This window comes from Stappia sp. ABD4_338 (assembly GCF_056312175.1).
This window is the reverse complement of the sequence record NZ_CM149982.1, coordinates 814,353-833,132: the sequence shown is the minus strand read 5'-3', so window position 1 is coordinate 833,132 and position 18,780 is coordinate 814,353. Positions and strand designations below refer to the sequence as shown.

The window sequence follows — 18,780 nt, the reverse complement described above, 5'->3', positions numbered from 1 at the left end:
AATTCGTCACCTGCCGGTTTTGGAGCCAACAGAGCGCCTTGGCAAGCGTGGCAAGCGGCCCGCGACGTTCAGGACACGTCGTGCCTGTCCGCCTCTTCCGCGACGAGTTCCTTCTTCGACAGCTTTCCGACCATAGTCTTGGGCAGCGCATCCCGGAACTCCACCGCCTGGGGCATCTCGATCCGGGACAGGTGGTCCTTGAGGAAGGTCTTCATCTCCTCCTCGTTCACGCTCTCGCCGGGACGAAGTTTCACGAATGCCTTTGGCGCCTGCCCGCGATAGGCATCGGGAATGGCGATAACGATGGCCTCCTCCACGGCCGGATGGCGGTAGATCGCGTCCTCGATCATGCGCGGGTAGACGTTGTAACCCGAACACAGGATCAGGTCCTTGATCCGGTCGACCAGGAAGATGAAGCCGTCCTCGTCCCGGTATCCGACGTCACCGGTGTGCAGCGCGCCGTTGCGCAGCGCCAGGCCGGTCTCGTGCTCGCGTTGATAGTAGCCGGCCATGACCTGCGGCCCGCGCACGACCAGTTCCCCCTTTTCGCCGGCCGGCATCTCCACGTCGGGATCGTCCAGCGAGTGGAACGTGATCGTGGTGCCGGGCAGCGGATAGCCGATGGACCCGGCGCGCCGGCGCTCGTCGAAGGGGTTCACCGCGACCACGGGAGAGGCCTCCGTCAGCCCGTAGCCCTCCACCAGCATGCAGCCGGTCAGCGTCTCGAATTGCTCCTTCACCTCCACGGGAAGCGGCGCGCCGCCGGAGATGCACAGCTTGATCGAGGTGAGATCGTATTTCGGCGTGATCGTGCCGGTATTGATCGCGGTGAACAGCGTCGGAACGCCGGGAAACAGCGTGATCGACTTGCGCCTGATCGTATCGAGCAGCGCCTTCAGCTCGAAGCGCGGCATGAGAATCATTTCCGCTCCGATTGCGACAGAGAGATTCTGCGCCACCGTCATCGCGAAAACGTGGAAGAACGGCAGCACGCACAGCATCCGTTCGCGGCCCGGCACAGCCATGTGAAAGAGGGCCCGCATCTGTTCGATGTTGGCCGACAGATTGGCGTGGGTGAGCATGGCCGCCTTCGGCGTGCCGGTGGTGCCGCCGGTGTATTGCAGCACCGCCACGTCCTGCTCGGGCACGATCCGGGGGATGTGCGGCGTTGCCCCGCGCGAGGTCAGTTCGTCGTACTTCGGATGCGCACCGTCGTTGGGAATGCTCGCCCGGTCGCCACCCTTGAAGAGCTGGAACAGGAGCTTTTTCGGCTGCGGCAGGATATCGGCCATGGGGCAGACGACGATCGTGTCCAGCCCGCCGGAGCGGCGCACCGCCTCCACCTTGTCGTAGATGACCTTGAGATCCATCGTGACCATGACGCGCACGCCCGCGTCACGCGCCTGCGCCTCGATCTCGCGCTCCACGTAAAGCGGGTTGAAGTTCACGACGACGGCGCCGATCTTCAGCGTGGCGAAATAGAATACCGGATAGTAGGGCGTGTTCGGCAGGCAGAGACCGACCTTGTCTCCCTTGGCGATCCCCTGCGCCTGGAGACCGGCCGCGACCCGGTCGGCCATCGCCCCGATCTCCGAATAGCTCCACCCCTTGCCCATGAAATCGACGGCCGGCCGGTCGCCATGGGCGCGCACGGCCTCGTCGAGGTAGGTGTGAAGGGGCTGGGGACGAAAGGCGGCAAGCCAGACTTGCGGTTCGCTCAAGATGTTTCCTCCCGGGACGGCTTCGCGTCCTCTTTGTCGTGCCGGCACGCCCGACCCGGGCACCCGGCCAGTCGCGCACGGGGCCCTTCCAACCAATGTCGTGCCGGATGGAGCCGAGCGCAATGCTTGCAGTCGCATCCCCGGCGCGTCTCCTCCCGCCGGCAACACGGACCCTGCCTCGACAATCGCCAGAGGTTCCGTTTACGTCAACGTTAAAATTCCGCGTGTCCGTCAGCCGATAAGCGCGAACCGGTCGACGTCGAAAAGCCCCTTGTCGGTGATCTTGAGATGCGGAATCACCGGAAGCGGCAGAAAGGCGACCTGGAGGAACGGTTCCGGCAGCGAGCAGCCAAGCCCCCTCGCCGCCTTGCGCAGGTCCAGAAGAGCATCGCGCACCTCCTCGAAGGAGGCGAGGCTCATCAATCCCGCGACCGGAAGCGCGAGTTCGGCGAGAACCTCCTCGCCATCGGTGACGACGAAGCCGCCCTTCAGCTTGGCGACCCGCTTCACCGCGCTGGCCATGGAGATATCGTCGGCCCCCACCACGCAGATGTTGTGGCTGTCGTGACCGACCGAGGATGCGATCGCGCCGCGCTCGAGCCCGAAGCCGGCAACGAATCCGAGGCCGATGTTGCCGTTCACGCCATGGCGCTCGACCACCGCGACCTTGGCGACATCGCTCGCCGGATCGGCGCAGAGCGCCCCTGCCTCGCGTGGCAGCGTGCGCGTCAGGTGTTCCGTGATGATGCGTCCTGGAACCACACCGATCACCGGGTGCTCGTTGCCGCCGTCCGGAGCGATGCGGAAACCCTCCGGCGTCACGGAGGGAATGGTCACGCTGTCCAGGCCAACCGGCTCAAGCGGCGGACGACTGGCGAAAAGCGCCTCCTCCACCACCTGTCCCCCGGCCACGACCTGATGGACGCGGCAGTCGAGAAGATCGTCGAGCAGCACAAAATCGGCCCGAAAACCCGGCGCGACCTGCCCCCGATCCATCAGGCCGAAGGCCCGCGCCGCCGACCAGCTCGCGGCCCGATAGGCATCGAGCGGACGCGCGCCGCCGGCGATCAGCCGGCGGATCATGCTGTCCAGATGCCCCTCCTCCGCGATGTCGAGCGGGTTGCGGTCATCGGTGCAAAGGCACAGGAACGCGGACGTATCGGGGCCCAGAACCTCCGCAAGCGCGTCCAGGTCCTTGGAAACCGAGCCTTCGCGAATGAGGATGGTCATGCCCTTGGCGAGTTTCTCGCGCGCCTCGTCCGCGGTCGTCGCCTCGTGATCGGTGCGGATGCCGGCCGCGAGATAGCCGTTCAGGTCGAGCCCGGACAGAAGCGGCGCATGGCCGTCGATATGGCCGCCCTGGAAGGCCGCGAGCTTGGCAAGCACCGCCTCATCGCGCGCAAGAACCCCGGGAAAGTTCATGAACTCCGCCAGACCGATGACGGCCGGGTGATCGCGCATGGGCAGCAGGTCGTCGATCTCGAGCCTCGCGCCGGCGGTCTCGAAAGCGGTCGCCGGCACGCAGGACGAAAGATTTACCCTAAGATCCATTGCCGTAAGGGAACTTGCCTCGAGAAAATAGCGGATTCCCCCACTTCCGAGTACATTGGCAATCTCATGAGGATCACAGATTGCAGTCGTGACCCCGTGAGGGAGGACGCACCGGTCGAACTCGAGCGGTGTGACCAGGGAGGATTCGACGTGAAGATGCGTGTCGATGAAACCGGGCACCACCACGCGCCCCGCCGCGTCGAGCACTCGCGCGCCCTCGTATCGTCCATGCGTTCCCACGATCCGGTCGCCAACGACCGCGATGTCGGTTCGTGTCAGGGATCCGTCCACGACCGAGAACAGGTCGGCATCGCGCACCACGAGGTCCGCCGGCTCCTCGCCACGCCCGACGGCGATGGCGCGCGCAAGCTCTCGCCTGCCCTCTTCTCCAGGCCCGAAATTCGTCGCAGCGGCCATGTGGCCCTCCCGTTCGGCAAGTCTCGAATCCACGCGCGGAGCGTCACCGTCCCGCCAACGGCAGCTTTGCACGACGCACGGCCTCGCCGCCAGACCCCTTCGCACCGGACAAGGGTGATCGCCGTTGCGGCGCAGCAACGATTTCGTTTGACAGACCGCCACGCAATCTCCAATTTCATAAATCAAATAAAAATAATATGGAGCAGAGGGCTGGTCATCGCTCAGGATCTATCGCGCCGGGCGCGATCCAGCCCAGGAGGACACCTTGTTGCACAAACGCCCACTCGTCGGACAGGGATCGAATTCCGTGCAGCTCAGGCGCTACAACGAGCGCCTCGTGCTTCAGGTCCTGCGTCGTGTCGGCGAAGCCTCCAAGGCCGACCTCGCACGCCTCGCCCAACTGACCAATGCCGCGATCGGCGGCATCATCCACGAGCTTGCCGACGCCGGCATGATCGAGACCCTCGGCAAGCGCCACAGCGGCGGACGGGGCCAGCCGGCCACCATGCTCAGGATCGCGGCGAGCGGCGCCTTCGGCTTTGGCGTGCGCCTTGACCGGACCTCCATCGAAACCGTTCTTGCGGACTTCTCCGGCCGTATCATCGGCAGACGCTCGCACGATCGCATCCTTCCCGCCCCCGAGGAAGCCGTTGCACTGGTGGGCAAGGACATCGAGGACCTTCTGCCGCTGGTCGCGCCAGAGGAGCGCGAGCGGATCACGGGCGTGGGGCTCGCCATGCCGTTCAATCTCGGGGCGTGGCTTCCCGAACTGGGACTTCCGGCCGACTGCTTTGCCCCCTGGGAGGGCATCGACTTCAAGGCGATGCTGGAAGACAGGGCCGGGTTCCCGGTGGTTTTCGAGAACGACGGAACGGCCGCCTCGATCGCCGAGCTTTTCTCGGGCATCGGCCAGACGGAAGACGACTTCCTCTATCTCTTCCTCGGCCCGGCCATCGGCGGCGGGGTGATCTGCGGCGGTGACAGCCTGCACGGCGTGAGCGGCAACGCCGGTGACGTCGCCATGATCCAGGTTCCCGCCTCCACGCTTCCCTCGGCACCTCCGCCGCGCAAGGGGCAAACGGACATCCTGCTTACGCGCGCCTCCATAGTCGCGCTGCGTCGCCACCTCGCCTTCCATGGCGTGAAGGCGGAAACCCGGGAAGAGCTGGAGGCGGTGATCTCCAACGGACATCCCGCCGTCGGCGAGTGGATCGCCGACTGTGTCGCGGCGCTGACACCGGCGATCTGGTCGGCGATTTCCGTGCTGGACGTTCCGCTGGTGGTCATCGACTTCGACGTCGACGGCGGCCTGTGCCAGCGCCTGCTGGACGCGCTTGCGGCCTCCCTTGCCGAGGCGGCGCCCGAGGCGCGCACCCCGCCGCGCCTGATGCGCGGATCCTTCGGCCCGGACGCCGGAGCGGCAGGTGCCGCCAACCTGCCGATTTTCTTCAACTACTCGCCACGCGCCGCGATCCTGACCGGGCGCGAGGCGGATCAGGGAGCCTCCGAGGACAAGCCGGATGGGAGCCGGCACCCCCTCGGTGCGCGCGGTGGCCGAAGCGCATAACGGCACGGCCGCACCGCAACAGCAAACGTGGGAGGAGACCACATCATGCTTCGCAAGTTGATGCTCGCAGGAACCTTTCTGGCCCTTGCCTCGGCAAGCCCGGCCATGGCGGCAGACATTACCGCCTGCCTTGTCACCAAGACCGATACCAACCCCTTCTTCGTCAAGATGAAGGAAGGCGCGACCGCCAAGGCCGCCGAGCTCGGCATCGAGCTCAAGTCCTATGCCGGAAAGATCGACGGCGACCACGAAAGCCAGGTGGCGGCCATCGAGACCTGCATCGCCGATCAGGCGAAGGGCATCCTTCTCACCGCATCGGACACCCAGGCCATCGTGGACAGCGTCCAGCAGGCACGCGATGCCGGCATCCTGGTGATCGCCCTCGACACGCCGCTCCAGCCGATTGACGCCGCCGACGCGACATTCGCCACCGACAACTTCAAGGCCGGCGAACTGATCGGCCAGTGGGCCAGGGAAAGCCTTGGCGACGCGGCCGCCGACGCGAAGATCGCCATGCTCGATCTCGCCGTCAGCCAGCCGTCGGTCGGCGTCCTGCGCGACCAGGGCTTTCTCACCGGCTTCGGCATCGACGTGAAGGACCCCGGCCGCTGGGGTGACGAGGACGATCCGCGCATCGTCGGCAACGACGTCACCGCCGGAAACGAGGAAGGCGGGCGCACCGCGATGGAGAACCTTCTCACCAAGGATCCGGCCATCAACGTGGTCTACACGATCAACGAGCCGGCGGCGGCGGGCGCCTACGAGGCGCTCAAGGCGATGGGCCGCGAAAGCGACGTGCTGATCGTCTCCGTCGACGGCGGTTGTCCGGGCGTGAGGAACGTGGCCGACGGCGTCATCGGCGCGACCTCCCAGCAGTATCCGCTGCTGATGGCGTCGCTCGGGATCGAGGCGATCAAGACCTACGCCGATACGGGCAACAAGCCCGAGCCGACGCCGGGCAAGAACTTCTTCGACACCGGCGTGGCGCTCGTGACCGACAAGCCGGTGGAGGGAGTGCCCTCGATCGACACGAAGGAAGGCCTGGACAAGTGCTGGGGCTGAACCCCGTCGCATCCTGAAACACCGTCCCGCGGAGAGGCATGTGCCGATCCGCGGGACCCCGGATGCGGCACGCGCCGCGCAATCAACGTCCCTGGGAGGGCCAGATGAGCGAAGCCGAGAGCCGGGAGGCCCACTCTCCCGACAGTTCCCGGAACAGCGGGCCGGACACGGTCGCCGCCTTCGACGACCACAGGCATTCGCTGCTCGACCGGATCCAGCACAAGCTGCATGCCCGGCCGGAGTTTGTGCCGCTGATCGTGCTTGTGATATCCGTCGCGATCTTCGGACTGACGCTGGGCGGCAAGTTCTTTTCGCCTTTCGCGTTGACGCTGATCCTGCAGCAGGTTGCCATTGTCGGCATCGTCGGCTGTGCGCAGAGCCTGGTCATCCTGACCGCCGGCATCGACCTGTCGGTGGGAGCGATCATGGTGCTCTCGTCCGTGGTGATGGGCCAGTTCACGTTCCGCTACGGCCTGCCGGCCGAACTGGCGCTCCTGTGCGGTCTCGCCTGCGGCGCGCTGTGCGGCTTCATAAACGGAAGCCTCGTGGCGCTGATGCGCCTGCCCCCCTTCATCGTCACGCTCGGCATGTGGCAGATCGTTCTGGCGACCAACTTCCTCTATTCCGCCAACGAGACCATCCGCAGCCAGGACATCGAGGCCCAGGCGCCGATCCTCCAGTTCCTGGGAGAGAAGGTGATCATCGGCGGCGCGGTCTTCACCTATGGCGTGATCGGACTGTTCCTGCTGGTGCTGCTGCTCAATTACCTGCTTACCCAGACGGCCTGGGGGCGCCACGTCTATGCCATCGGCGACGATCCGGATGCGGCCGAGCTTGCCGGCGTGCGCGTGGCTCGCATCCGGATCTCGGTCTACACGCTCGCCGGACTCATCTGCGCCTTTGCCGGCTGGGCGCTGATCGGCCGGCTTGGCTCCGTCTCCCCGACATCCGGCCAGTTCACCAACATCGAATCCATCACTGCCGTGGTGATCGGCGGCATTTCGCTGTTCGGCGGTCGCGGCTCGGTCCTCGGCATGCTGTTCGGCGCGCTCATCGTCGGCGTCTTCTCGCTCGGGCTTCGCCTCGTGGGCACGGATCCGCAGTGGACCTACCTGCTCATCGGCGTGCTCATCATCTCCGCCGTCGCCATCGACCAGTGGATCAGAAAGGTGTCCGCATGACCGCAGAACCGATCCTGACCGCCCGCGGTCTCGTCAAGCGCTACGGCCGGGTCGTCGCCATCGACCGCACCGACTTCGACCTCTACCCCGGCGAGATCCTTGCCGTGATCGGCGACAATGGCGCGGGCAAATCGACCCTCATCAAGGCGATTTCAGGCGCCGTCGTGCCGGATGAAGGCGAAATCCGGCTCGAGGGCCAGCCCGTCCACTTCACCTCGCCGATGCACGCCCGGCGGGCGGGCATCGAGACGGTCTACCAGAACCTTGCCCTGTCCCCGGCGCTTTCCATCGCCGACAACCTCTTCATGGGCAGGGAACTTCGGACTCCAGGTGTTCTGGGGCGGTTTTTCGGCAAACTCGACCGCAAGGCCATGGAACGGATCGCGCGCGAAAAGCTCTCCGACCTCGGCCTGATGACGATCCAGAACATCAACCAGGCCGTGGAGACCCTGTCCGGCGGCCAGCGCCAGGGCGTGGCCGTGGCGCGTGCCGCGGCCTTCGGCTCCAAGGTCGTCATCATGGACGAACCCACCGCGGCACTCGGCGTCAAGGAAAGCCGCCGGGTTCTCGACCTGATCCGCGACGTGAAGGCGCGGGGCCTGCCCATCGTGCTGATCTCGCACAACATGCCGCACGTCTTCGAGGTCGCGGACCGTATCCACATCCACCGTCTCGGCCGTCGTGCCTGTGTCATCAGACCGCAGGACTTCTCCATGTCCGACGCGGTGGCAATCATGACCGGCGCGATGGAACCGCCAACGGCGGCCGCGGCATAAGGGGACCGGATGCTTCGAGCTTTCCTTGCCATGACACTTGCGCTTTGCACCGCGATGCCCGCGACGGCATCCGGGATCGAGGCGCCCGGACCGCAAGGCCCGCTGCGCGGCACGCTGGCCAACGGGGTCGTCGACGCCGTTGCCGCCATGACACTTGGCAGCCGGCCGGAAACATCCGACAGGAGTCCCTCGCAATGATCCTCGTGTGCGGCGAAGCCCTGTTCGACCTGTTCGCCGAGGAGACGGGCGAACGCCTGACCTTCGACGCCAGGATCGGCGGCTCGCCCTTCAATGTCGCCGTCGGCCTTGCCCGTCTCGAGACACCTGTTGCCTTCTTCGGCGCCCTGTCCGCCGACCTCTTCGGCGAGCGGCTGCGTCAGGCTCTCGCGCGCGAGGGCGTCGACACGACCCTCTGCCCGACGCGCAAGGCGCTGACGACGCTCAGCGTGGTCGGCCTCGATGCCAGCTGCAGCCCCGCCTATGCCTTTTATGGCGACAATGCCGCCGACCGGCAGTTGCACGAGCAGGACCTGCCGGATCTCCCCGATGACATCGACATGATCCATCTCGGCTCGTTCTCGGCATTGGTGGAGCCCATCGGCAACACGCTTCTCGCTCTCGCGAGACGCGAACACGGACGCCGTCTCATCGCCTATGATCCCAACGTGCGCCCGAGCGTCGTAGGGGATCTCGATGCCTGGCGCGCGCGTCTCGACGAACTCCTGCCCCATGTCGACCTGCTCAAGATCAGCGCCGAGGACGCCGAAACGCTCTACCCCGACATCGACCCGCGCGCGCTTGCCCGCGACTGGCTTTCCAGGGGGCCGCGCCTTGTCGTCGTCACCCGGGGCGGTGACGGCGCGCTGGCAATGACCGCCCGCCAGGAGGTCGAGAGGCCGGGCCGCAAGGTCGGGGTGGTCGACACCGTCGGCGCCGGCGACACCTTCCAGGCCGCCCTTCTTGCCGGGCTCGCCTGGGGTGGTACCGTGAGCGGCGACGCCCTCGCGGCGCTGGAGGCCGGTGCGCTCGACACGCTTCTGGCCCGCGCCATCGAGGCGGCGGCCATCACCTGCACCCGTCGTGGAGCCGACCTGCCACGGCGCGACGAGATCACCTTGCAGACGGACCCGGCGGCGACCTCCCCCGCCCCGCGCTCCCTGCACCGCTGAAAGGACTTCCCATGGCCACCCGCGTGATCGAGGTCGCCCCGTTCGACCTCGTCGTCTTCGGCGCAACCGGCGACCTTGCCCACCGCAAGCTGCTGCCCGCGCTCTATCATCGCGACGCCGACGGGCAGATCCCCGACGATGCGCGCATCGTCGGCTGCTCCCGGCGCGACATGAGCGATGCCGACTACCGAACGTTTGCCACGCAGGCGCTCGAGGAACATGTGGGCGACCTCGAGCGGGAGACGCTTTCCCGCTTTCTGGAGCGGCTCACCTACATCGCGGTGGATGCCGCGGGCGAACGTGGCTGGAACGAACTCGCCGCGAGCGTCGAGGGACGCGAGGACGTGGTTCGCGCCTTCTATCTCGCCGTATCGCCGGATTTCTTCGGCCCCATCTGCCAGCGCATCGGCGCGCACGGTCTCGTCACGGAGAACGCACGCGTCGTGATCGAGAAGCCGATCGGCAAGGACGGCACCTCGGCCAAGGCACTGAACGAGGCGATCGGCGCGGTCTTCCGCGAGGAGCAGGTGTTTCGTATCGACCACTACCTCGGCAAGGAAACCGTGCAGAACCTCATGGCACTGCGCTTCGCCAACGCGTTGTTCGAACCCCTGTGGAACGCCGCCCACATCGACCACGTGCAGATCACGGTCGCCGAATCCATCGGGGTCGGCGGACGCGCCGGCTACTACGACACCGCCGGCGCCATGCGCGACATGGTGCAGAACCACATTCTTCAGCTCCTGTGCCTGGTCGCCATGGAGCCGCCGGAGTCCATGGACGCGGATTCCGTGCGCGACGAGAAACTGAAGGTGCTCAAGGCGCTGAAACCGATGGACGCCGACAGCGCGACACGCCTTACCGTGCGCGGACAGTACCGCGCCGGCGCTTCGGCCGGCGGAGCGGTTCCCGGCTATCTCGAGGAACTCGACGATCCGGGCTCGCACACGGAAACCTTCGTGGCGGTGAAGGCGGAAATCGCCAACTGGCGGTGGGCCAACGTCCCCTTCTACCTGCGGACGGGAAAGCGGCTCGCGGACCGGGTCTCGGAGATCGTCGTGCAGTTCCGCCCCATCCCGCATTCGATCTTCGAGGCGGAGGCAGGCGAGATCGCCTCCAACAGGCTGGTGATCCGCCTGCAGCCGGACGAGGGGGTCCGGATGCAGGTGATGATCAAGGACCCCGGCCCGGGCGGAATGCGGCTGCGCCAGGTGCCGCTCGACATGTCCTTTGCCCGCGCCTTCAACGTGCGCAACCCGGACGCCTACGAACGCCTCATCATGGACGTCATCCGGGGCAACCAGACGCTGTTCATGCGCCGGGATGAGGTCGACGCCGCCTGGACCTGGGTCGACCCGATTCTCGAGGCCTGGACAGCATCTCGCGAAGCCCCCAAGGGATATACGGCGGGAACCTGGGGTCCCTCCGCCGCAATCGCCCTGATCGAGCGTGACGGGCGCACCTGGTTCGAGGATCTCATCTAGGGTGCGGCCCTGGAAAGCCCGAACCGGAACAGGGCCGTTGTATCGGCCTTTAAATCGATTTAAACCACCTGGAACCGGGCTCCTCCCCTGCCCGGTTCCGGTCCATCACGGTCCAACAGGATCGCCGGTCGCCAGCAAGCGGTTTCTGCCGCCACGCGACTGCAACCCAAAGGACGGACGCACGCCATGGCCATTCACGCGACTCTTTCCGACGTCACCGCACGCATCATCGAGCGCAGCCGCGACAGCCGCGGCCGGTACCTGGAGCGCATCCGCGCCGCCGGCGAGGCCGGGCCGACCCGCTCGCGCCTCTCCTGCGGCAATCTCGCTCACGGCTTCGCCGCTTGCGGCCTTACCGACAAGTCGCGCCTGTCGGATGACGTGGTGCCCAATCTGGGCATCATCACCGCCTACAACGACATGCTGTCCGCCCATCAGCCCTATGAGCGCTTCCCCGAACTGATCCGCGACGCGGCGCGCGAGGTCGGCGCCGTAGCCCAGGTCGCCGGAGGCGTTCCGGCCATGTGCGACGGTGTCACCCAGGGTCAGACGGGCATGGAGCTGTCGCTGTTCTCGCGCGATGTGATCGCCATGTCGGCGGCGGTGGGTCTTTCGCACCAGATGTTCGACGCGGCGGTCTTTCTCGGCATCTGCGACAAGATCGTGCCGGGCCTGATGATCGCGGCCCTCTCCTTCGGTCATCTGCCCACCGTCTTCGTGCCGGCCGGGCCGATGACATCCGGCCTGTCAAACGATGAAAAGGCAAAGACCCGCCAGCTCTATGCCGAAGGCAAGATCGGCCGCGCGGAATTGCTTGAGTCGGAGAGCAAGTCCTACCATTCGCCCGGCACCTGCACGTTCTACGGCACGGCCAACTCCAACCAGATGCTGATGGAGATCATGGGGCTGCACCTGCCCGGCGCGTCCTTCGTCAATCCCAACACGCCGCTGCGCGACGCGCTGACGAAGGAAGCCGCCAGGCGTGCGCTGTCCCTGTCGGCGCTCGGTAACGCCTACGCCCCCGTCGGCGAGATCATCGACGAGAAGGCCATCGTCAACGGCGTCGTCGGGCTGCACGCGACCGGCGGATCGACCAACCACACCATGCATCTGGTCGCGATTGCCGCCTCGGCCGGCATCCGGCTGACCTGGGAGGACATCTCGGACCTGTCCGAGGTCGTGCCGCTGATCGCGCGCATCTATCCCAACGGGCTCGCCGACGTGAACCATTTCCATGCCGCCGGCGGAATGGGCTACCTGATCGGCGAACTGCTTTCCGAAGGCCTGCTGCACGAGGATGTGCGCACGGTGGCCGGCAGCGGCTTGTCCTCCTACACGGTGGAGCCGAAGCTCGATGCGGAGGGAAACCTGACCTGGGAGCAGGCAGCGAAGGAAAGCGCCGATCCGAAGGTTCTCTCCACCGTGCGCGAGCCGTTCCAGCCCAACGGCGGCCTCACGGTTCTGGACGGCAACATGGGCCGCGCCGTCATCAAGATCTCGGCGGTCAAGCCCGACCGCCGCGTGATCGAGGCGCCCGCGCGCATCTTCATGTCCCAGGAGGCCCTGCAGGACGCCTTCAAGGCCGGTGAGCTTTCGGAGGATTTCGTGGCCGTGCTCCCCTTCCAGGGGCCAAGGGCCTGCGGAATGCCGGAACTGCACAAGCTGACTCCCTCGCTCGGGGTGCTCCAGGATCGCGGCCTGAAGGTGGCCCTTGTCACCGACGGTCGCATGTCTGGCGCCTCGGGCAAGGTGCCCGCGGCCATTCATGTCACCCCGGAAGCCGTCGACGGCGGGCCGATTGCCCGCATTCGCGACGGCGACATGATCCGGGTCGATTCCCGGACCGGCCGCCTCGAGGTGCTTGTCGACGCGGATGAGTTCGCCGCGCGCACGCCGCTCACGGCGGACCTTTCCGCGCATCAGACCGGCCTCGGGCGCGAACTCTTCGCCGCCTTCCGCGCCACCGCCGGCCCGGCCGATCAGGGCGCCCATGTCTTCGGTGCCTTCGGCTGAGCTTCGCCCGCATCGTTTCAGGAGATGAATACGCAATGACACAGAATGTTGCCCGCCTCGACGAGGTCATGCTCGCAGCCCCGGTGATCCCGGTTCTCGTGGTGGACGACCCGGCGCGGGCCGTGCCCATGGCCAAGGCGCTGGTGGCCGGCGGCCTGCCGGCCATCGAGATCACCCTGCGCACGCCGCGCGCCCTCGAAGCGATCCGGGCGGTGGCCGCCGAGGTCGAGGGAGCCATGGTGGGTGCTGGAACCGTGCTCGACGACGCCCAGTACAAGGCGGCGGTCGATGCGGGCGCGACCTTCATCGTCTCTCCGGGGGCGACCGAACGCCTGATCGCGGCCGCCGCCAGTCACGAGGTGCCTTTGCTGCCCGGTGCGGCCACCGCGTCGGAGGTGATGCGGCTGCTGGAAGCAGGCTACGAGCGGTTGAAGCTCTTCCCGGCCGAGGCGGCCGGCGGCGTCGCCTTGCTGAAATCGCTTGCCTCGCCCTTGCCTTCGGCCCGCTTCTGCCCCACCGGCGGCATCTCCGAAAAGACCGCGCCATCCTATCTGGCCCTGCCCAACGTCGCCTGCGTCGGCGGGTCGTGGATCGCCGGGGCCGATGCCATCGCATCGGGCGACTGGGAGGGCATCGAGGCCCGCGCCCGCGCCGCTGCCGCACTCGGCTGACAGTGTACGCATGAGCCGGGCGATCGAAATAATCGCCACTCACACCGTGATGGCCTTGCGCAACCGGGACAGGCTTCCCATCTGCGCGAGGCTGCCGGCGCTGTTGCCGGTTTCTCTCGAGGGTCACGGCAATGCCAGGCTCGCATTCCGTCGCGTCCGCGGCGGTTCCCGCCGATACGCGCATACAGCGCATCGGTTTCTCCGCAACGATCATCCTCGTTTCCGCGCTCGCACTGTTTTTCGGCGAAATCGCGACGATGGCGTTCGGTGTTCTGTGGGCCCTTCAGGGCTTCTTCGCGCTCGGTCCGGTCGCGACCGCCATCCTGGCGGCGCTTGTCGCCCCCCTCGCGGTCGCAGCCTGCTGGTATCTCACCCGCACGGCGATAGCAGGCGAGCAGGCCCTGGCGACCAATCGGGCGACGCAAGGTTTCGAAACGGATACCTGATCCTCGGGCATCGGCGTCGCCGGGCGCTTGTTCCAGACCTCTTTTGCCATTTCCGGCGAGATTCGCCGGAGACGCCGGACCCTTGCCATGCTCATGGACACCGGGCTTGTCGCCTTGGGCCTTGCCCTTCTCGTTGCCGGCGGCGACGCCCTCGTGCGCGGCGCGCTGATGCTCGCCACGCGGCTGCGCCTGCCCCCACTCTTCGTTGGCCTGACCATTGTCGGTTTCGGCACGTCCCTGCCCGAACTTCTGGTATCCGTCGAGGCAGGCTTGGCCGATCTTCCCGACATCGCGGTGGGCAATGTGGTCGGCTCCAACACGGCCAACATTCTGCTGATCCTGGGAATTGCCATGGTGCTTGCGCCCATGCCGACACGCATCCCGGGAATCATGCGCGACACGGTGGCGATGCTTGCGGCAACGGCAGCTCTCACGGGCGTGGCATTTTCCGGGGGGTTGTCACCAATTGTCGGCCTCGCCTTCGTCCTCGCCCTGGCGCTCTATCTCGTCGTGTGCGCGCGTACCTCGCGAGACCAGGCCAAAATACCGGGTACAGACATTCCGCCGGCTCCTCTTTGGCGCGCGGGCGTCTTCTCGGGGCTGGGCCTTCTGGCGCTTGTTTTCGGTGCCGACTGCCTGGTGGAAGGAGCTCGGAGCATGGCCGCAACGCTTGGCGTTTCGGATGCAGTGATCGGGCTGAGCGTCGTGGCAGTGGGCACAAGCCTGCCGGAACTCGCAACATCGATTGCCGCCGCACTGCGTCGACAGCCGGAGATCGCCATAGGAAACGTGCTCGGGTCGAACCTCTTCAACATTCTCGGCATCCTCGGCCTGACGTCCCTCGTGGCACCACTTCCCTTTTCCGCCGCAATGATCCGGCACGACATACCGGTCATGGCTGCAGCGACGCTGGTGCTTGCCGTCCTCGTCGCCGCGACCGCGAAACTTCCGCGCCTTGCCGGGGTGCCGCTGCTGATTGCCTATGGCTGGTACTGCACGAGCCTTCTGACCCAGGGTGTGTTCACATGAACGGAGGAGCCCCATGATGCAGGATGTCCTGCCGCCCGACCTGAAGCGCAAGGCATGCGAGATGCGCGACACGGGGCTCAGGGAGCTGTTTCGCACCGATCCCGCGCGTTTCGAGTCCCTGAGCTTCACGCTGGACGACCTGCTGCTCGATCTCTCCAAGGTGCAATGGACCCGCGAGGTCCTGAACGAGCTTGCCGGCTTCGCCCGCACGCGCGGGCTGGAGGAGCGGCGCGCGGCCATGTTCGCCGGACAGCCGATCAATGCGACCGAGAACCGGGCGGTGCTCCATGTGGCCCTGCGCGACCGGTCCGGCGGACGCCTGGATGTGGACGGCACGGACGTCATGCCCGAGGTGCGCGACGTGCTCGAGCGGATGGCCCATTTCGCCGACGACGTGCGCGAAGGGGACATCACCGGACATACGGGAGAGCGCTTCACCGACGTCGTGAACATCGGCATCGGCGGTTCGGACCTTGGCCCCGCCATGGTGACCCAGGCGCTCGCCCCCTATGCCGACGGGCCGAAGCTGCACTATGTCTCGAATGTCGACGGGGCCCACATCGCGGACACGCTGAAGGGACTCGATCCGGTGACCACCCTGTTCATCGTTGCCTCCAAGACCTTCACGACCATCGAGACCATGACCAATGCCGAAACCGCACGACGTTGGATCGCCGGTGCGCTTGGCGAGGACGCGGTCGGAGACCATTTCGCGGCCGTCTCCACGGCCCTCGACAAGGTCGCGGCCTTCGGCATCGACGAGGCCCGGGTGTTCGGCTTCTGGGACTGGGTCGGCGGCCGCTATTCCGTGTGGTCTGCCATCGGCCTGCCCGTGATGATCGCCGTCGGGCCACAGGACTTCTTCGCGTTCCTCGACGGCGCGCATGCAATGGATGTGCACTTCCGCGACACGCCGCTGGAGGAGAACCTTCCCGTTCTCCTCGGGCTGGCGGGCATCTGGCACCGCAACGGTCTCGATCACGCCTCGCGGGCCGTCCTGCCCTATGACCAGCGCCTCGCCCGCCTGCCCGCCTATCTTCAGCAGCTCGACATGGAATCGAACGGCAAGCGCGTGACCCTGGACGGCAGTCCCGTTGCGGGCGAAACCGGTCCCGTCGTCTGGGGCGAGCCGGGCACCAACGGCCAGCACGCCTTCTACCAGCTCCTGCATCAGGGCATGACGGTCGTCCCGTGCGAGTTCATCCTCGCGGCGCGGGGCCACGAACGGGACCTCGCGCACCATCATTCGCTTCTGATCGCCAACTGTCTCGCCCAGTCGGAAGCGCTCATGAACGGGCGCACGCCGGACGAGGCCCGCGCGCTTCTGGAAGAGGAAGGCCATGACGCGGAAACCGTGCGCAGGCTCGCGCCGCACAAGACATTTCCCGGCAACCGCCCCTCGATCACCATCCTCCACGAGAAACTGACGCCCTTCACGCTCGGTCGTCTGGTGGCGCTTTACGAACATCGGGTGTTCGTTGAAGGAACCATCTGGGGGATCAATTCGTTTGATCAGTGGGGTGTGGAGCTCGGCAAGGTGCTTGCCGCGGAGCTTCTGCCGATGGTGGAGGGACGCCAGACCGCAAGCGGTCGTGATTCCTCGACCCTGGGCCTGCTGGACCGCGTGTCCCCTGCGTCCCCCTGAGCATGTCGCCTGTCCGGGCGATGGCGCGAAAGGAACAGCGAACCAATGATCTGTGTCACATACCGATCCACGACCATTGCTAGACTGGTGCCGTTTTTGATGGTCAGATAAAAAGGTCGGGGGGGCAGAGATCAAGCGTTTGCCGCGCCACCCGCCGGTCGGTCCGACCGGAAGACAGTTCGGAACTTTGGCGAAATGCGAGGAAGAAAAACATGTTGAGGTTCGTTGTTGTTGGTGGCGCCGCGCTCCTGCTTGCGGCATGTCAGTCGGACAGCCAGCGTGATCGCACGCTTGTGGGCGGCGGCCTTGGCGCCGCGACCGGAGCCATCATCGGTGGTGCCGCGACCGGCGATGTCGGCGGAGCCCTCGTCGGCGGCGTGATCGGCGGTGTCGGCGGTGCCATGGTCGGCTCGGCGACCACCCCGAAGAACTGCGTTGCCCGCGACCGCTACGGTCGCCGTTACCGCGTCGTCTGCCCGTAAGCGGCGACGCTCCCCCCAGGCGCCCGGAGGCCCTGCCGCCGGGCGCAACCGCTGGATGTCCAAACCGGAGGCACAGACATGTACAAGATCCTTCTCATTTCCTGCGCGGGACTCGCGCTCGCGGCCTGCCAGTCGGACAGCCAACGTGATCGCACGCTCGTCGGCGGCGGCCTTGGCGCCGCGACCGGCGCGGCCATCGGTGCCGCCGCCACCGGCGATGTCGGCGGCGCGCTCGTGGGCGGTGCCATCGGCGGTCTCGGCGGCGCGGCCGTCGGATCCGCGACGACGCCGAAGAACTGCGTCGCCCGCGACCGCTACGGTCGCCGCTACCGCGTCGCCTGCCCGTAAGACGCAACTGACGTATCGAAACAGAAAAGCCGGCCGGGGAAACCCGGCCGGCTTTTCGCGTTTCAAAGGCCGCGACCCTCGTCAGGCGGCGGCGGGAACCTTGCCGGCCAGGGCGGCAGCCGGATCGACGAACGGCAGGCCAAGCGCCTCTGCAGCCGCCTTGCAGGTCAGGTGACCGCCCGCGACGTTGAGACCGTTCATCAGGTGAGGATTGGCTTCAAGGGCCGCCTCGACACCCATGTCGGCAAGCGCGAGCGCGAAGGGGAGCGTCGCGTTGTTGAGCGCATGGGTCGAGGTGCGCGGCACGCCACCCGGCATGTTGGCGACGCAATAGTGCACCACGTCGTCGACCACATAGGTCGGCTCCGCATGGGTGGTCGGGTGCGAGGTCTCGAAGCAGCCCCCCTGGTCGATCGCCACGTCGACGAGCACCGAGCCCGCCTTCATGCGCCGCACATGGTCCGCCGTGACGAGCTTGGGCGCGGCGGCACCTGGAACAAGCACGGCACCGATCACCAGGTCCGCATCCAGCACATACTGCTCGACCGCCGACCGTGTCGAGTAGACCGTACGAAGCGCCGGACCGAAGCGTGCCGAAAGCCCTCCGAGAACATCGATGGAGCGGTCGAGAACCGTCACGTCGGCCCCAAGGCCCAGCGCCATCGTGATAGCATGGGCACCAACGACGCCGCCGCCGATCACCACGACCCGCGCGGGAGCAACGCCGGGAACACCGCCGAGCAACATGCCCGCGCCACCGTGGGATTTTTCCAGCGCGGTCGCGCCCGCCTGGATCGAAAGCCGGCCGGCCACCTGCGACATGGGAGCCAGGAGAGGCAGGCCGCCACGTGCATCCGTTACCGTTTCATAGGCAATGCAGGTCGCACCCGAGTTCAGAAGATCGCGCGTCTGGTCCGGATCAGGCGCAAGGTGCAGATAGGTGAAGAGAATGTGATGCGGACGCAACATTGCCCGCTCGATGGCCTGCGGCTCCTTCACCTTCACGATCATGGTCGCAGCAGAAAAAACGGAAGCCGCATCGGAAAGGATCGAAGCGCCGGCCGCCTCGTAATCGTCGTCCAGGGCACCGATGCCGGCGCCCGCCCCGGTTTCCACCACGACTTCGTGACCATGAGCCACCAGTTCCCGCACACTGTCGGGGGTCAGCCCCACACGATACTCGTGGTTCTTGATTTCCTTGGGCACGCCAATCTTCAT

The 18,780-nt window shown here is 66.5% G+C and carries 17 protein-coding genes; 14 read left to right on the top strand and 3 right to left on the bottom strand.

The features are described from left to right. Positions 1-68: 68 nt before the first annotated feature. Together ACYX4S_RS03715 and ade are read right to left on the bottom strand one after the other, a co-directional pair. Positions 69-1,721 carry a long-chain-fatty-acid--CoA ligase gene (locus ACYX4S_RS03715; RefSeq protein WP_476361928.1) on the bottom strand — a complete coding sequence of 551 codons (1,653 nt, stop codon included), beginning with the start codon at positions 1,719-1,721 and terminating at the stop codon, positions 69-71. Positions 1,722-1,952: 231 nt separating this feature from the next. Then, entirely contained in the window at positions 1,953-3,689 is a 1,737-nt protein-coding gene (gene ade / locus ACYX4S_RS03710; RefSeq protein ID WP_476361927.1) for an adenine deaminase, read from the bottom strand. Positions 3,690-3,954: 265 nt separating this feature from the next. Between ade and ACYX4S_RS03705 the strand changes: the two genes are divergently transcribed. From ACYX4S_RS03705 to ACYX4S_RS03640, 14 genes are all read left to right on the top strand, one after another. Continuing rightward, positions 3,955-5,256, top strand: a complete 1,302-nt coding sequence (locus ACYX4S_RS03705) for an ROK family protein (protein ID WP_293723716.1) — start codon at positions 3,955-3,957, stop codon at positions 5,254-5,256. Between the two features lie 45 nt (positions 5,257-5,301). Then, on the top strand, positions 5,302-6,318 hold the full coding sequence (locus ACYX4S_RS03700) for a sugar ABC transporter substrate-binding protein (protein ID WP_293723715.1): 1,017 nt from the start codon (positions 5,302-5,304) through the stop codon (positions 6,316-6,318). Between the two features lie 104 nt (positions 6,319-6,422). Beyond that, positions 6,423-7,499, top strand: a complete 1,077-nt coding sequence (locus ACYX4S_RS03695; RefSeq protein ID WP_293723714.1) for an ABC transporter permease — start codon at positions 6,423-6,425, stop codon at positions 7,497-7,499. Next, entirely contained in the window at positions 7,496-8,275 is a 780-nt protein-coding gene (locus ACYX4S_RS03690; RefSeq protein ID WP_476361926.1) for an ATP-binding cassette domain-containing protein, read from the top strand. The genes ACYX4S_RS03695 and ACYX4S_RS03690 overlap by 4 nt, the downstream gene beginning before the upstream one ends. A 9-nt stretch (positions 8,276-8,284) precedes the next feature. After that, positions 8,285-8,473: a hypothetical protein gene (locus ACYX4S_RS03685; RefSeq protein ID WP_476361925.1), complete on the top strand. Its 189-nt coding sequence runs from the start codon at positions 8,285-8,287 to the stop codon at positions 8,471-8,473. Continuing rightward, positions 8,470-9,444 carry a carbohydrate kinase family protein gene (locus tag ACYX4S_RS03680; protein ID WP_476361924.1) on the top strand — a complete coding sequence of 325 codons (975 nt, stop codon included), beginning with the start codon at positions 8,470-8,472 and terminating at the stop codon, positions 9,442-9,444. The genes ACYX4S_RS03685 and ACYX4S_RS03680 overlap by 4 nt, the downstream gene beginning before the upstream one ends. Before the next feature lie 11 nt (positions 9,445-9,455). After that, positions 9,456-10,928 carry a glucose-6-phosphate dehydrogenase gene (zwf, locus tag ACYX4S_RS03675; protein WP_476361923.1) on the top strand — a complete coding sequence of 491 codons (1,473 nt, stop codon included), beginning with the start codon at positions 9,456-9,458 and terminating at the stop codon, positions 10,926-10,928. 186 nt (positions 10,929-11,114) lie between these two features. After that, entirely contained in the window at positions 11,115-12,941 is a 1,827-nt protein-coding gene (edd, locus tag ACYX4S_RS03670; protein WP_476361922.1) for a phosphogluconate dehydratase, read from the top strand. Positions 12,942-12,976: 35 nt separating this feature from the next. Beyond that, positions 12,977-13,612, top strand: a complete 636-nt coding sequence (eda, locus tag ACYX4S_RS03665; protein ID WP_476361921.1) for a bifunctional 4-hydroxy-2-oxoglutarate aldolase/2-dehydro-3-deoxy-phosphogluconate aldolase — start codon at positions 12,977-12,979, stop codon at positions 13,610-13,612. A gap of 131 nt (positions 13,613-13,743) precedes the next feature. After that, positions 13,744-14,058, top strand: a complete 315-nt coding sequence (locus ACYX4S_RS03660; RefSeq protein WP_476361920.1) for a hypothetical protein — start codon at positions 13,744-13,746, stop codon at positions 14,056-14,058. Positions 14,059-14,145: 87 nt separating this feature from the next. Next, entirely contained in the window at positions 14,146-15,087 is a 942-nt protein-coding gene (locus tag ACYX4S_RS03655; protein ID WP_476361919.1) for a calcium/sodium antiporter, read from the top strand. A gap of 16 nt (positions 15,088-15,103) precedes the next feature. Beyond that, on the top strand, positions 15,104-16,732 hold the full coding sequence (pgi, locus tag ACYX4S_RS03650; protein ID WP_476362812.1) for a glucose-6-phosphate isomerase: 1,629 nt from the start codon (positions 15,104-15,106) through the stop codon (positions 16,730-16,732). Positions 16,733-16,944: 212 nt separating this feature from the next. Further along, positions 16,945-17,214 carry a glycine zipper domain-containing protein gene (locus ACYX4S_RS03645; RefSeq protein WP_293723701.1) on the top strand — a complete coding sequence of 90 codons (270 nt, stop codon included), beginning with the start codon at positions 16,945-16,947 and terminating at the stop codon, positions 17,212-17,214. A gap of 78 nt (positions 17,215-17,292) precedes the next feature. After that, a complete protein-coding gene (locus tag ACYX4S_RS03640; protein WP_293723699.1) occupies positions 17,293-17,562 on the top strand; it encodes a glycine zipper domain-containing protein in 270 nt (89 codons plus the stop codon). Between the two features lie 81 nt (positions 17,563-17,643). Here ACYX4S_RS03640 and ald read toward each other — a convergent pair whose 3' ends face one another. Next, positions 17,644-18,780, bottom strand: coding sequence for an alanine dehydrogenase (gene ald, locus ACYX4S_RS03635; RefSeq protein WP_293723698.1), 1,137 nt, complete (start codon positions 18,778-18,780; stop codon positions 17,644-17,646).